The sequence below is a fragment of the Novosphingobium sp. GW821-FHT09E05 genome (assembly GCF_059416165.1).
This window is the reverse complement of the sequence record NZ_JBWKOQ010000006.1, coordinates 94,007-107,492: the sequence shown is the minus strand read 5'-3', so window position 1 is coordinate 107,492 and position 13,486 is coordinate 94,007. Positions and strand designations below refer to the sequence as shown.

The following is a 13,486-nucleotide window of genomic DNA, read 5'->3' as shown; positions in this document are numbered from 1 at the left end:
CCTTGCACTCCGGTGCGTCGAGGCAGATATGGAGAGGGATGAGAGAGATCATCTTCGACACCGAGACGACCGGATTTGACCCCAAAAACGGGGACCGAATGGTCGAGATCGGGTGCATAGAGATGATCAACCGGGTGGCCACGGGCCGCACCTTCCACGCCTATTTCAACCCCGAGCGCACGATGCCGGCCGAGGCCGAGGCGGTCCACGGGCTGTCCGATGCGTTCCTCGCCGACAAGCCGCTGTTCGGGGCGCTGGCGCAGGATTTCCTCGACTTCATCGAGGACAGCCCGATGATCGCGCACAACGCCGGGTTCGATTTCAATTTCATCAATTTCGAGCTGGGCGCCTGCGGCCACCCCATCGTCGGGCTCGACCGCATGGTCGATACCGTGGCGCTCGCCAAGGTGCGCCATCCCGGCGCCAAGCTGTCGCTCGATGCGCTCTGCTCGCGCTACGGCATCGACCGCAGCCACCGCACCAAGCACGGCGCGCTGCTCGACGCCGAACTGCTCGCCCAAGTATACGTGGAACTGCGAGGAGGCCGCCAGATCGGCCTCGAGCTGGTCGCAGAAGCCACCAAGATCGTGACGGAAATCAAGGTTCTCAGCACGAAGAACCGTATTTTCCGTCAGCCGCGCCCCCACGCGGCCACCGACAAGGAACTTGCTGCGCACGCAGCGTTTCTCATCAAGTCGGTCGATGCCCCACTCTGGGGTGCCTGAACTCTAGCACAAGGAGAATACGCCCATGGATATTCGCGTCTCCGGTCACCAGGTCGATACCGGCGAGGCCTTGCAGGCCCACGCCAACGAACGGCTCACGGCGATCATCGAGAAGTATTTCAACAGGGCGCTGTCCTCGCACGTCACTTTCAGCAAGGCTCCCGCGGGCGCCTTCCGGTGCGACATCATCATGCACGTGATGCAGAATCTCGTGCTCAAGGGCACCGGCAGCGCGCAGGACGCGCACATTTCGTTCGATCAGTCGGCCGAGAAGATCGACAAGCAGCTGCGCCGATACAAGCGCCGCCTGAAGGATCGCCACGAGCAGGCGGCCCACACCGCCTCCGTGGAAGAGGCGGCCTATATCATCTTCGAGGAATCGCAGGTCGGCGAAGACGAGGAGCATGAACCCGATGCTCCCGTCGTGATCGCCGAGACGCGGGTCGATGTTCCCGAGGCGACCGTTTCCGACGCGGTCATGATGCTCGACTTGCGCAATACTACGGCGTTGCTTTTCAAAAACGCTGGCACGGGACGCCATAATATGGTCTACCGCCGAGGCGACGGATCGATCGGCTGGGTCGAGCCGCACTGACGTCCAGGGTTGCGCCCTCAGGGCGCCGCCACTTCTGATCTTCGACGTGAGGAAGAAGAAAACCCCCGGTGCGCCGGGGGTTTTTTGGGGAATTTGCAGCACTTGGAAACCGGTCAAACTCTAGTATCAGAAGCGAAATGAGCGGGCTATTTGCACTGCTGCCCGAAGCTGTGACCACGGTCACCGCGGACAGCAAGGACATCATTCTGGACAGGCTCGCGGGCCAGTTCGCGCAGGTCTATGGTCTCGACCATCAGGCCGTGCTGGCGCGCGTCACCGAGCGGGAACGGCTCGGCAGCACCGGCTTCGGTCGCCGCATCGCCATTCCCCACGCACGCATGGCCGGCCTGACGCGGCCGGTGGCGGCGTTCATGCGCCTCGAATCGCCGGTCGAGTTCGATTCGGCCGACGGCATGCCGGTCGATCTCGTGTTCGGCCTGCTCTCGCCCGAAGGCGCCGGCGCCACCCACCTGCACGCCCTCGCCGCCATTTCGCGCATGATGCGTGACGAGCGCATGCGCGAGGCGCTGCTGACCGCGCCCGGACCCGAGGCGGTCTACGGCCTGCTGAGCAATGTCATCGACCGCGATGCCGCATGAACTGACGCCGGGTCCCGGCGGGGCCCAGGGCGCGCCCGGAACCGAAGGTGCCGCCCTGCACTGGCGCGCGCTGGAAGGGCTCTACGCCTCGGCACCGATCAACCACATGTTCCGTTCCTCGCTGGAGATCACCGGCGAAGGACTGTCGCGGATCACCTTCCTAGTGGAGCCGGACTGCTTCCACGCGGCCGGCGCGGCGCATGGCACGATCTACTTCAAGATGCTCGACGACGCGGCGTTCTATGCCGCGAACACGCATGTGACGGACCGCTTCCTGCTCACCACATCGTTCAACATGCACCTCAGCAAGCCCATCAAAGGGGGCCGCATCGTCGCCGAAGGCCGCTGGGTCAGCGGCCGCCGCCGTGTGCTGGTCGCCGAATCGTGGCTGCTCGACGAGGACGGGGACGAGTGCGGGCGCGGCACCGGGACCTTCATGCGCTCGCGCATCGCGCTCTCCAGCCTGCCGGGCTACTCCGTCCCCCGAAGCCCGGGCTGATGGACTCAAGGCTGCCGGCACACCTCGAGATTTCCGGCCTGATTCGCAGCGTCGGGGCCGATGGCGGCTTCGGGATGGTCCTGTCGAAGGGTGAACGCGACGCCGGGACGATCCTTCTCGTGCTCGTCCACAATGGCGCGGATGCTCGGATATACGAGCGGATGCCGGAACCCGGCGGCACCCGCACATGGCGGTGCATCCGGCGCCAGGAGCCCGGGAAACCGGACGAATTCCAGTCCTATCTCGACCGGCGCAAGGCACAGGATCCGGACGTGTGGATTGTCGAACTTGACGTCGTGCGGGCCGAACGCTTCATCGGCGTCGAAACCGACAGAGGTTGACTTGCGCGGCGCGCAAGGTAAGTGCGCCCTCACAAGTGCGAAAGCGGCATGGGCGGCACTACGGCTGCCCGGCTAGCACGCAGACGGGGAATCGTCGGCAGGCTCGACGGATACAGAACGCCGCAACCCGGCATTCCGTTCCAGCCTGTGTCGGACCGGTTCACCGCCCTTGATATGAATAAATGCGAAGCAAGGTTGAGTGGGCAAGCGCCATGGCGCTGGCCGCAACGGTATTGACTGCACTGTTGAGCGCCCAGGGTTCGGGCGCGGCCGCATCGGATCTCATTCCGATCCTGAGCGATCAGGTGGCCGAACAGAAACCCATCATCGAATTCGAATCCCGGCCCATGGTCCAGGCGCTCCCTGTCGAGGACGCCGAGGCGACCGACGCGGCGGATGCCGATGCGGACTCGCTCCAGGAACTGGTGTCGCAGCAGGCGATGCCCGATGACCTGTCGAGCGAGATGCGCTGCCTGGCGGGAGCCATCTATTTCGAAGCGCGCGGCGAGACGCTGGAAGGCCAGCTTGCCGTTGGCCGGGTGATCGTCAACCGCACGACTTCGGGGCGGTTCCCCAAGAGCTATTGCGGTGTGGTCTACCAGCCCTCGCAGTTCTCGTTCATTCGCGGCCGCTCGATGCCGTCGGTGCGCGAAAACTCCGCCGACTGGCGCGAGGCCGTCGCCATCGCGCAGATCGCCAGCGAAGACGAATGGAAGAGCCCCGTACGCGGCGCCTTGTTCTTCCACGCCGCGCGCGTTTCGCCCAAGTGGCGCCTGACCCGCCTGGCACGCGTCGACAACCACGTCTTCTACCGCTGAACGCCGGCCCGGCGTCCTGCGCCGGGCCGGATCGCAGCGCGAGGCGTGTGCCCCCGAAGGCTGCCCTCGCCTTCCGTGGCGCGCCCTGAGCGCGCGCTGCAACCCCCTCCCCCGCAGATGTGCCGGCCGACAAGGCACCGCCGCGATCACGCGCCCCAGCCGCGCGTCGGGCCCTTTTCTGTAAAGCACGCAATAAATCCATCGCGGCGCCGTGTCCGACGAACGCGGCGCGGCAACGCGCCCGAGGTCGGTTGCGGCGGCTCGGGAATCCCCGAGTTGCTTTGGAGGGAAAAGCACGAGGGCGAGACTTGTGTATCGCTGCTTATAAGACTGCTTCACGGCTTCCGAAATTCGATAAAATACCAATGAGTTTTACGGCATTGTCAAAATTTTGATCGTGACACATGTTGGTACTCCGCATGGGGGTGCCAAATGCTGGAGAGAGGGCCTTACAACCGACATGCCGGCATCCATTTCAGTCGCGATCAAGAATTCGATCATACGCGAAGGCCTGCGCCGAATTCTCACCGATTCCTGCTTCGAGGTAACTGAGTCCGTATCCGGCCTGGAAGATCTGCAGCTGGTTTTTGATTCCGACCCGGAACACCATCTGCTCGTCATCGAACGGGACCTGCTGCACCAGGAGTTCGAGGAGAACCTCGAGGCCATCCAGCGTGTCCACGAGAACGTGCGCATCGTGGTCCTGACCGGCGCGTTCGATTTCGAAGAAATGGTCGCCGTCTATACGGCGGGCGCATACGCCTATTTTCCCGACAATGTGCCGTATCTGTCGCTTGTCGCGGTCCTGCAGATGGTATCGAACGGACAGAAGGTCGCGCCGCAGGAGGCCGTCGACTTCCTCATCAACATGCCGACGTCGGCGCTGCGTTCGGTCGATTCCTCGGCCGTGGGACCCTACAACTTCCGCGAACGGGAACTGCGCGTGCTCGAATTCCTGGCGATGGGGCAGCCCAACAAGGCAATTTCCCGCGAACTCGGTATCAATGAATCGGCAGTAAAGGCTGCAGTAAAGGCAATCCTGCGCAAGCTCGGCGTAGAAAACCGGACCCAGGCTGCGGTGATGGCGCGCGAACTGGTCAGCCAGCAGCGCCTGCCGGTTGACCTTGACGCGAGAGAGCGGCGCGCGGTGGTTTCATCATCTTCGATCGCGGCAGGCTGACGCAGAATCCTCGTGATTCCGGGGAAAGCATAGACGCGGCAAAAACGTTGAAAAGTGGGACGTTTGAATATAAAAAATCCCGGCTGGACACATTCTGTTACAAAAACATTATTAACATGTGATATTATTTGACGCCCGTACAGCCCCCCGTCTGGCGCTCCCTTACGGATTTTTCGGAATCCCATTTTAGTGCTCAAGTTTACCCTCATAGGTGAACTTATACGTACAATCCCCAAAATATCTCGTGACTCTCGCATGGGGCAATGCGACATTGCATATATGGGGTTAACTTACTCCATATTGGCAAAGGGGGAATTCAATGTATCGGGTAGGGGTAAATGAAAATGTACAACTCACTTCGCGGGAGCTGGACGTGCTTCAATACGTAGCGATGGGACGATCGGCCAAAGAAACGGCGATCGAGCTTAACATCGCACCATGCACGGTCGAGCGGCACGTTGAAAACGTGCGCTTGAAGACCAGGACGCGCAATCGCGCTCACATGATTGCCTATGTTATCCGCGAAGGCCTGCTTCAGCCGGCTATTTGAGGAACAGGATAGACGTACAGGGGCTTCTTACGTCACTTCCTTCAACGGCCTTTCCAGGCCCAAGACGCCAGCAAGTCGCCCTTCGGGTTCAGCACATTACTCTTGACGATCTGATTCTCTATAAAGACGTCTCGCGCACCGCAGCCCACGCCGCATTCGAATGAGCCCGGGGCAATCGACAGGCCCCTGCCAAGCGCTTTCGAGCAGGCCTCCTTCCTGACCCAGACCGTCAGGAACGCATGGTCGGACATTTCCGCCGACCGCCTTGCCAACTGCGCGACTTCCTCCTGCGTATAATACATCGTTGCGAGCTCGGCCGCATTGTCGAGGGGCCGCACGATTTCGAGATCGACGCCGATCTCCGCGCCGATCGCCAGCGCGACCAGGGCGAACGACCCACTGTAGCTGATGCTGCAATCCACGTCCGGGGCCTGCTGAAGCAGCGGCTTGCCGTGACTGCCGGGCAGATAGGCCTGGGACCCGGCGCCGATGCCCGAGACCGCCTCCACGGCCACGCGGAGCGCGGCGTGCGCGGTCTGGTAGCGGTGCCGGGACGCCGCATGGACGAAACGCCCCGCGCGCTCGTGCTCCTGACGGCTCAAGATGCCGAGCAGGGCCGGTTGCGGCCGTGCGTGGGCCGTGACGAGCCAGAGCGGGAACGGGGCGTCGATCCGCTCTGCCTCGAACCCGTGGGCCAGCAGGGCCGCATCCGCACTGGGGCCCATGACGGGCGAAAGTCAGCGCCGGCCGGCGGCGAACAGGCCGTGGCGGACGAAGTCGGTCAGCAGCCGCGGCGGGTCCTGGCGCGGCGCGCGGCGGAGCGCCTGCTTGCACAGGTGCGCCAGATGACCGGACAGCCACGCGAGATCGGCGGCAAGGGCATAGGCGCGGCCGTGGTTCTTGCGGAAATACCGGCGGCGCGAGTCGAACCAGTAGCCCGGTACGCGGCGGCTGTTGGCATCGGCGCCGGTGGCGCCGGTACTCTGCCCGGCGATGTGCAGGACGACCGATGGGGGCACGTACCAGCTTTCCCAGCCCATCACCCGCGCCGCGCGGCAGAAGTCGGTCTCCTCGTAATAGAGGAAATAGCCTTCATCGAAGCGCAGTCCCGCATCGAGCACCTCGCGGCGAACCGCCAGGCTTGCGCCCGAAACCCAGTCCGCGGGCGCGCAGTGCGTGTCCATGGCCTGCAGTGCGGCGTAGCGCGCGAGCAGCCGCGAGGCGGGGCGCCAGCGCAGGCCGCGCTCCAGTTCGCCCAGGACGGTGGGAAAGCGGAAAGCGTAGGGCCAGGGCGAACCGTCGGCGAGCAGCAGCGCCGTGCCCGCAATTCCAGCGGCCGGGGTCGCCTGCATGAACAAGGCGAGCGCGGCGACGGCGCCGGGCATCACGCGCGTATCGGGGTTGAGCAGCCAGACCGCGCGGGCCTCGCCGCCATGGCGCAGGGCATGCGCGATGCCGAGGTTGCAGCCGGCACCGAAGCCGCCGTTCACCGGCGCGCGCAGCAGGGTGACCCAGTCCCAGCCGTGCCGCTCGATCGCGGCCTCGACGACGGCGGCGGAGCCGTCGCGCGAATCGTTGTCGACCACGATCGCGCGCAGGGCCGCGCCGCGCTCGCGCTCGGCTGCGAGGCTGGCGAGGCATTCCACCACCAGCGGCCCGGTGCGGTAGTTGACGATGACCGTGGCGATCGGGAAGGCGGGCGAAGACGGGCCGTCGCAGGGGGTCATTCGGCGGCCTCTCCAACCATCTCCAGGAACGCCTCGTTTGCCGCCGCGCCGCCGCGCCAGGCGCCGTGCTCGGCCAGGGCCTCGTCCAGCGCCGCCTGGAACAGGGGGGCGAGCGTCTCGACGTGGGGCTCCTGCAGGCTGCTGCTGTGGCCGCCGGGAACGTCGAGGATGACGATGTCTTCGCGCACCCGCTTGCCCCAGCCCAGCGCGAAGTCGCGGTAGACCATGCGATAGGGCATGTCGTCGGCGAGGCCGGTGTCGTCGGCCGCCTTGAACAGCGCGACGCTGGCGGACTGCAGGATGCCGACCGGGCGATGCTCCTTGTGCGCGAGTTCGTAGAGCTTGAGGAAGGGGATCGCGGGGGTGCCGTCCGCGGGCGTCGCCGCTGCGGCGGGCGTGGTGTCGCCATCGCTCCGCAGGGCGCGGACGGTGCGCCGGTCGCGCGCCTCGCGAAGCCGCGATTCGACCTCCCAGCGCGCCAGGTTCCAGCTCCTGCGGGCAAGGTCGGGCACGATCCGGGCCGGATTTCCGGACGCCAGCATGCCGGTGACGCGGGACAGGCGCGCGCGCGATTCGCCTAAGCGGTGCTTGCGCGCCTCCACGTCCGCGGCGTCGATGATGCCGACGAAGGCGACCTGCTGGCCGGCCGCCTGGAGTTGCTGCGCCATCTCGAAGGCGATGACGCCCCCGGCGCACAGTCCCGCGAGCAGATAGGGACCTTCCGCCTGCACCAGGCGCAGCTGCTGCACGTAGTGGCTCGCCATCTCGTCGATCCGGGTGTGGGCGTAGTTGCCGTCCGCCTTGCGCAAGGGCTCCAGCCCAAGGATCGGCCGCGAGGGATCGAGCCGCAGCGCGAGCCCGCGATAGAGCAGCGTCTCGCCGAGACCGTCGTGGACGAAGAACAGCGGCGTGATCGGGGCGCCCTTGCGGATGGTGACGACGCCGGCAGGCATCAGTTCGCCGGGGCTGGCGGTAGCGCCGGGCGCGCGGCCGTCGGGATCGATCACCGCCGCGAGGTTGGCGACGGTCGGCTGGCCGAGCATCGTCGCCAGCGGCAGCGTCTTGCCCGTCTTGCGGCGCAGGCGGTTGGTGAACTGGACCGCCAGCAGCGAGTGGCCGCCGAGGTCGAAGAAGTTGTCGTGCCGGCCGACCGCCTCCATGCCCAGCAGGTCGCACCATAGCTCGGCGATGATCCGTTCGATGGGGGTGGCGGGAAGGTCGGCGGGATCGCCGGCGGCGGCTTCGCGGCGCGCGGCGCGCGGCGGCGTGCGCAGGCGGGCGAGCACGGCGCCCAGGTCGTAGGGCGAGATGACCGTATGCGAACCGCAGCTGCCCGACAGCAGCCGCGCGACGATCTCGGCGCCTTCCTCGGGCAGGATGCCTTCGGGCTGCGGCGCGCCTGTATCCCGGGCCAGCGGGGCGGCGGCGGGCACCTCGGGCGAGGGCGCGGCGATGCGCGAGAGCAGGCCGGCGTCGGCCATGCGCATCATCGTGAATTCGCGCACTTCGGCAAGGATCAGGCCGTCGGCATCGGTGATGGTAACGTTGAAGACGGCGGTGTGGCCGCTGTCATCGCCCGGGACATAGCGGATATGGCTCCAGATCCGTGCCGGCAGCGGGGCATAGGCAAGGAAGCGGCGATAAGTGAACGGCGCGTAGAACGCGCGCGCCGGATCGCGCCCGGGGATCAGCGTCTGCGCCCCGGCGGTGGCGAAGTCGAGCAGGGCGGGGTGGAGGCCGAAGTCGGCGACCTCGCCGTGGAATTCTTCCGGCAGGTCGAGCCGCAGCAGTGCCTCGCCGTGGGGGCTGGCGAGCGCCTGCGAGACGGTGTCCCAGCGCGGGCCGAAGGCCATCATCGGCTGATCCGCGCCGCCGCAGCGGGCAGGGGTGCAGCGCTCGGCGATGGCGCCGAGATCGAGCGAGGCGCGCAGCGGGGCGAGGGTATGGGCCCGCACGAGGCCGTGCGCGTGTTCGGTCCACGCGGCAGGTGAGGACTGCACGGGGCGCCCCAGCAGCGACACGCGCCACCCGGCCCCGCCGCGTCGGCGGACGTGGATGCGCAGCTCGCGTGCGGCGCCGTCGGGCACCGCGAAGGGCTTGAGGAACGTGAAGTCGGAGAGTTCCAGGGGGCCCCGGCAGACCAGCGCAACTGCTGCCCGGGACATTTCCAGAAGGGATGTCCCGGGCAGCAGCGCACCGGCATCTACGACGCGGTGCTCATGGAGCACCCAGTGCCGCTCGGGGGTTAGGATGCCGGTGACCACAAATTCATCTTCGGAGATGGTGCAGAGCCGTTCGAGGAACGGATGCGCTACCGGCTTGCCGGTCCCGAGGTCTTCGGGAAGCGCGGCGCTTGAACCCTCGCGGGTGCCCAGGGACGCGGCCATGCCGACCTCCGCCCATTGGCTCCATCCCACGGACCGGACGCGCGTGCGGGCATCCATCCGCCGCGACTGGGCGTAGGCATCGAGGAAGGCATTGGCGGCGGCGTAGTCGACCTGGCCGGGAATGCCGGCGAAGGCGCTGATCGACGAGAACAGCAGGAGGAAGTGGGGCGCCTGTCCCTCCAGTGCCTTTTCCAGCGCCAGGGTGCCCGCGACCTTGGGGCGCAGAACGGCCTCGACGGCAGCGCGGGTGCGGGTCTCGACGAGGCCGTCGTCGAGCGCGCCGGCCGCGTGGAACACGCCGGCGATCGGCCCGAGGCGCGCGGTGGCCCTGCGGATGCCGCGCGTCAGGGCCCGGCTGTCGGCGACATCGGCCTGCACGACCTCGACTTCGGCCCCTGCCGCCTCGAGCGCGAGCAGGCGGCGCACCTTGTCCTCGATGCCGAGCGCGAGGTCGCCGCCCGCCAGCATGTCCGCCCACTGCGCGCGCGGGGGCAGGGGGCTGCGGCCGACCAGCACGAGGCGGGCCCGGTACCCGCGCGCCAGGTGATCGGCGATGGTAAGGCCGAGGCCGCCGAGGCCGCCGGTGATGAGGTAGGTGCCGCCCTCGCGCAGCCAGGTGTCGTCGGCGTCGGCCAGCGGGCCGCGGGTGTTGCGGTAGGCGAGGCGCCAGCGCTCCCCGGCGCGCAGGGCGACATCGCCGGTGGCGGGTCCGGGCGGGGCGGAGACCTCGTCGATCACGGCATCGGCCGGCGTGCCGGTGTCGATGTCGATGTTGCGCATCTCGATGGCGGGATATTCGGCAGTCACCGTACGCGCCGCGCCCAACGCGGTTGCCTTGAGCGGGGCCAGTCCGGTCTCGCCCGCCACGCGCTGGGCATGGTCGGTGACGAGGCCGACCACGATCGGGCCGTCCTCGCCGTGCGCGGCCAGTTCGGGCGCCATGGCGATCAGTGCGTGCAGGCCCCGGTCGAGGAGGGCCTGGTCGGACAGGGAAGCCCTGCGGCGCCTGCCGGCGGTCTGCCCGGCGACGAGCCAGCAGTGATAGACCTGCCGGGGCATGCGCGCGGTGCCGGCAAGGCGCGCGAAGAGCCGCGACCAGTCCTCGCGCTGGCCGGGCCGCACGGCGAAGTGGTCGCGTCCTTCCGCGTAGCGGGCAGCGGCGCCGACGGTGACCGTCTCGATGCCGCGCTGGCGCAGGCGGCCGGCCAGGCGATCGCCGAAGCCGTCGCCGCCGCACAGTACCAGCGCGGGGCCGGTGGGAGCAGTGCCCTGCGGCAGGGTCTCGCGGCTCCAGACCGGCTCGTAGCTCCAGTCGCCGAGGGCGAGGCGGGCATCGGGGTCGGCATCCGTCCCGGCGTGATGGAGCGTCGCGCCGGGTTCGACCCAGTGGCGCTGGCGGTCGAACCGATAGGTCGGCAGCGGAAGGCGCAGGCGGTGTTCTCCGGCCCGGAAGGCGGCCCAGTCGACCTCGACGCCAAGCGCCCAGAGTTCGCCGAGCGTCTCCAGCAGGCGCTGGTCGTCGGCCACGTCCTCACCCGGATGGCGCATCGAGGCGACGAGCGGCTGGGTGGTGCGGCGCGCCGGGTGCTGGCGCGCGAGGCTGGTCATGCTGCGGCCCGGTCCGACTTCGAGCAGCACCTGTTCCGCCTCGCCGAGCAGGCATTGCAGGCCGTCGGTGTAGCGCACCGGCTCGCGCAGGTGGCGCACCCAGTACTCGGGATCGGTCGCCTGCGCCGCGCCCACCCAGTTGCCGGTGAGGTTGGAGGCGAAGGGAATCTGCGGCGCGCGCAGGGTCATGCTGCGCAGCAAAGCGCGGAATTCGGGCAGGATCGGGTCGAGCATGGACGAGTGCGCGGCGACGTCGATGGGGATCGCCTGCGCCTCGATCTCGCGTTCCTGCAATTCGACGAGGAAGCGCTCCACCGCTTCCGCCGCGCCCGAGACGACGCACAGCTGCGGCGCGTTGATCGTCGCGATCGAGAGGTCGGCGGGCAGCATCCCGGCAAGCTCCGCCTCGGCCAGGGGCACGCTGATCATGCCGCCTTTTGCGGTCGTCTCGAACAGGCGGCCGCGCGTGTGGACGATGCGAAGACCGGCCTCCAGATCGACCACTCCGGCGATATGCGCGGCGGCATATTCGCCGCAGCTGTGGCCGATCATGGCGGCAGGCGTGATCCCCAGCGCCATCCAGAAACGGGCGAGCGCGGTCTGGACGATGAACAGCGCGGGCAGGGCGTTGGAGGGCCGCTCCAGCTCGGCGGCGGCCTGCGCGCGGTCGGCCGCCTCGGGGAACAGCCAGCGCTTCAGGCCGGGCACGCCGATGCGGGTGAGTACGGCGAGGGCGCGGTCGATCTCGGCGCGGAAGGCGGGTTCGGTCTCGTAGAGGCCGCGCGCCATGTCGACATGCTGCAACCCGCCGCCGCAGAACTGGAACGCGACCGGGCGGCCGGGAATGCAGGGTTGGCGGGCCGAGGAATGGCGACCGGCGGCGGCGAGGGTGGTCGCGGCCTCGTCCACGCTTGCGGCCACGGCGAAGCGGCGCCAGGCAAGGTGGCGGCGGCCTTCGGTGAGCGTGAAGGCGGCATCGGCCAGCGATGTTTCGGGACGCTCGCCGAAGTATGCGGCAAGGGCGAGGGCATTGGCGTCGGCGGCGGTCTCGCTGGCGCCCGAGGTCAGCAGCAGCTGGCGGCGGCGGCTGGGTCCGCTGGCGGCGCGGCGGGGGGCTTCCTCCATGACGACGTGGGCGTTGGTGCCGCCCACGCCCAGGGAACTGACCCCGGCGCGACGGGGGCGATCGTCGCGACGGGGCCAGCACGCACTGGCGGCCTGGACCCGGAACGGGCTGGCCTCCAGTGCGCATTCGGGATTGGGGGATTCGAAGTGGGGAACCGGCGGCAGTTCCTGGTTGCGCATCGCCAGCGCGACCTTGATGACGCCCGCCGCGCCCGCTGCCGTATCGGTGTGACCGATGTTCGCCTTGACCGAACCCAGGCCGCACGGAGCGCTACGCGGGGCCGATTTGGCGAACACCTGCCTGAGCGCGGCGACCTCGATCGGATCGCCGATCGGCGTGCCGGTGCCGTGCGCCTCGACATAGTCGATGCCCGAGGGATCGATGCCCGATACGGCGAGCGCTTCGGCGATCACCGCCGCCTGCCCGTCGACGCTGGGGGCGAGGTAACCGACCTTGCCGCTGCCGTCGTTGTTGATGGCCGAACCGCGGATCACGGCGTGGATGTGGTCGCCCGCCGCGACGGCGTCTTCCAGGCGGCGCAGCGCCAGCACGGCGACGCCGCTGCCGAAGACGGTGCCTTTCGATTCCGCGTCGAAGGGACGGCAGCGCCCGTCGGGCGACAGGATCTCGCCTTCCTCGTAGAGATAGCCCTGGCGGTGCGGCAGTTCGATCGACGCGCCGCCCGCCAGCGCCATGTCGCACTCGCCCGAAAGCAGGCTCTGCGCCGCCATGTGGATCGAGACCAGGGAGGTGGAGCACGCGGTCTGGACGTTGATGCTCGGGCCCTTGAGGTCGAGCAGGTACGAGACGCGGGTGGTCAGGAAGTCCTTGTCGTTGCTGGTATGGCGCAGCAGGAACAGCCCGACCTCGTTCACCAGCTTGCCGTTGGTGAGCAGGTTGTACGGCATGTAGGCGTTGTGGCCGGAGCCTCCGAACACGCCGATGACGCCCTCGAAGCCCTGCGGCGTGTGGCCCGCGTCCTCCAGCGCTTCCCACGAGCATTCCAGGAAGTGGCGGTGCTGCGGGTCCATGATCGCGGCATCGCGTTTCGACAGTCCGAACAGTGCGGGGTCGAAGCACTCCATGTCCTCCAGCGGAGCGCCGCGCCGCACGTAGCCGGGGTTGCGCAGCAGCGACGGGGCGACCCCGGCGGCGAGCAGTTCCTCCTCGGAGAAGGTCTCGACCGCGTCGCGGCCTTCGCTCAGCAGTTTCCAGAACGCGTCGGGGCTGCGTGCGCCGGCGAAGCGGCACGACATGCCGACGATGGCGATGGCGCTCTCGTCGCCGGGGGAGGCGGGATCGTCGAAGGAACCGATGGGTTCATGCATGGC

Annotated in this window: 11 protein-coding genes; 8 read left to right on the top strand and 3 right to left on the bottom strand. The window is 68.0% G+C overall.

Annotation, left to right across the window (positions count from 1 at the left end; genetic code table 11):
* Positions 1-38: 38 nt before the first annotated feature.
* The 8 genes from dnaQ (at position 39) to AC07M9_RS18890 (ending at position 5,307) form a co-directional block, all read left to right on the top strand.
* The gene (gene dnaQ / locus AC07M9_RS18925) at positions 39-725 is read left to right on the top strand and encodes a DNA polymerase III subunit epsilon (RefSeq protein WP_494885908.1); all 687 of its coding nucleotides are present in this window, start codon (positions 39-41) and stop codon (positions 723-725) included.
* A 25-nt stretch (positions 726-750) separates the two neighbouring features.
* Positions 751-1,320: a ribosome hibernation-promoting factor, HPF/YfiA family gene (hpf, locus tag AC07M9_RS18920; protein ID WP_494885906.1), complete on the top strand. Its 570-nt coding sequence runs from the start codon at positions 751-753 to the stop codon at positions 1,318-1,320.
* Between the two features lie 137 nt (positions 1,321-1,457).
* Entirely contained in the window at positions 1,458-1,919 is a 462-nt protein-coding gene (locus AC07M9_RS18915) for a PTS sugar transporter subunit IIA (RefSeq protein ID WP_007686188.1), read from the top strand.
* Positions 1,909-2,418, top strand: coding sequence for a PaaI family thioesterase (locus AC07M9_RS18910; protein WP_494885993.1), 510 nt, complete (start codon positions 1,909-1,911; stop codon positions 2,416-2,418). The genes AC07M9_RS18915 and AC07M9_RS18910 overlap by 11 nt, the downstream gene beginning before the upstream one ends.
* Positions 2,418-2,759, top strand: a complete 342-nt coding sequence (locus tag AC07M9_RS18905) for a DUF1491 family protein (RefSeq protein WP_494885905.1) — start codon at positions 2,418-2,420, stop codon at positions 2,757-2,759. Before AC07M9_RS18910 ends, AC07M9_RS18905 begins: the two co-directional genes overlap by 1 nt.
* 212 nt (positions 2,760-2,971) lie before the next feature.
* Positions 2,972-3,577 carry a cell wall hydrolase gene (locus tag AC07M9_RS18900; RefSeq protein WP_494885903.1) on the top strand — a complete coding sequence of 202 codons (606 nt, stop codon included), beginning with the start codon at positions 2,972-2,974 and terminating at the stop codon, positions 3,575-3,577.
* 460 nt (positions 3,578-4,037) lie between these two features.
* Positions 4,038-4,757 (top strand): LuxR C-terminal-related transcriptional regulator, encoded by a 720-nt coding sequence (locus tag AC07M9_RS18895; protein WP_494885902.1) that lies wholly within the window; start codon positions 4,038-4,040, stop codon positions 4,755-4,757.
* A gap of 319 nt (positions 4,758-5,076) precedes the next feature.
* Complete coding sequence (locus AC07M9_RS18890; protein ID WP_494885900.1) at positions 5,077-5,307, top strand: response regulator transcription factor; 231 nt, start codon at positions 5,077-5,079, stop codon at positions 5,305-5,307.
* 41 nt (positions 5,308-5,348) lie between these two features.
* Here the strand turns inward: AC07M9_RS18890 and AC07M9_RS18885 are convergent, their stop codons facing one another.
* Genes AC07M9_RS18885 through AC07M9_RS18875 form a run of 3 tightly spaced genes read right to left on the bottom strand, consistent with a single transcriptional unit; the run spans position 5,349 to position 13,483 of the window.
* A complete protein-coding gene (locus tag AC07M9_RS18885; protein WP_494885898.1) occupies positions 5,349-6,032 on the bottom strand; it encodes a 4'-phosphopantetheinyl transferase family protein in 684 nt (227 codons plus the stop codon).
* 12 nt (positions 6,033-6,044) lie between these two features.
* The gene (locus AC07M9_RS18880) at positions 6,045-7,034 is read right to left on the bottom strand and encodes a glycosyltransferase family 2 protein (RefSeq protein WP_494885897.1); all 990 of its coding nucleotides are present in this window, start codon (positions 7,032-7,034) and stop codon (positions 6,045-6,047) included.
* A complete protein-coding gene (locus AC07M9_RS18875) occupies positions 7,031-13,483 on the bottom strand; it encodes an SDR family NAD(P)-dependent oxidoreductase (RefSeq protein ID WP_494885895.1) in 6,453 nt (2,150 codons plus the stop codon). The genes AC07M9_RS18880 and AC07M9_RS18875 overlap by 4 nt, the downstream gene beginning before the upstream one ends.
* Positions 13,484-13,486: the final 3 nt, after the last annotated feature.

What these genes read in the sequence shown, in the direction of transcription:
- AC07M9_RS18880 (WP_494885897.1), bottom strand. Translation starts at nt 7,034, where the DNA reads ATGACCCCCTGCGACGGCCCGTCTTCGCCCGCCTTCCCGATCGCCACG.
- AC07M9_RS18900 (WP_494885903.1), top strand. Translation starts at nt 2,972, where the DNA reads ATGGCGCTGGCCGCAACGGTATTGACTGCACTGTTGAGCGCCCAGGGT.
- AC07M9_RS18895 (WP_494885902.1), top strand. Translation starts at nt 4,038, where the DNA reads ATGCCGGCATCCATTTCAGTCGCGATCAAGAATTCGATCATACGCGAA.
- AC07M9_RS18905 (WP_494885905.1), top strand. Translation starts at nt 2,418, where the DNA reads ATGGACTCAAGGCTGCCGGCACACCTCGAGATTTCCGGCCTGATTCGC.
- AC07M9_RS18885 (WP_494885898.1), bottom strand. Translation starts at nt 6,032, where the DNA reads ATGGGCCCCAGTGCGGATGCGGCCCTGCTGGCCCACGGGTTCGAGGCA.
- dnaQ (WP_494885908.1), top strand. Translation starts at nt 39, where the DNA reads ATGAGAGAGATCATCTTCGACACCGAGACGACCGGATTTGACCCCAAA.
- AC07M9_RS18915 (WP_007686188.1), top strand. Translation starts at nt 1,458, where the DNA reads ATGAGCGGGCTATTTGCACTGCTGCCCGAAGCTGTGACCACGGTCACC.
- AC07M9_RS18910 (WP_494885993.1), top strand. Translation starts at nt 1,909, where the DNA reads ATGCCGCATGAACTGACGCCGGGTCCCGGCGGGGCCCAGGGCGCGCCC.
- AC07M9_RS18890 (WP_494885900.1), top strand. Translation starts at nt 5,077, where the DNA reads ATGTATCGGGTAGGGGTAAATGAAAATGTACAACTCACTTCGCGGGAG.
- AC07M9_RS18875 (WP_494885895.1), bottom strand. Translation starts at nt 13,483, where the DNA reads ATGCATGAACCCATCGGTTCCTTCGACGATCCCGCCTCCCCCGGCGAC.
- hpf (WP_494885906.1), top strand. Translation starts at nt 751, where the DNA reads ATGGATATTCGCGTCTCCGGTCACCAGGTCGATACCGGCGAGGCCTTG.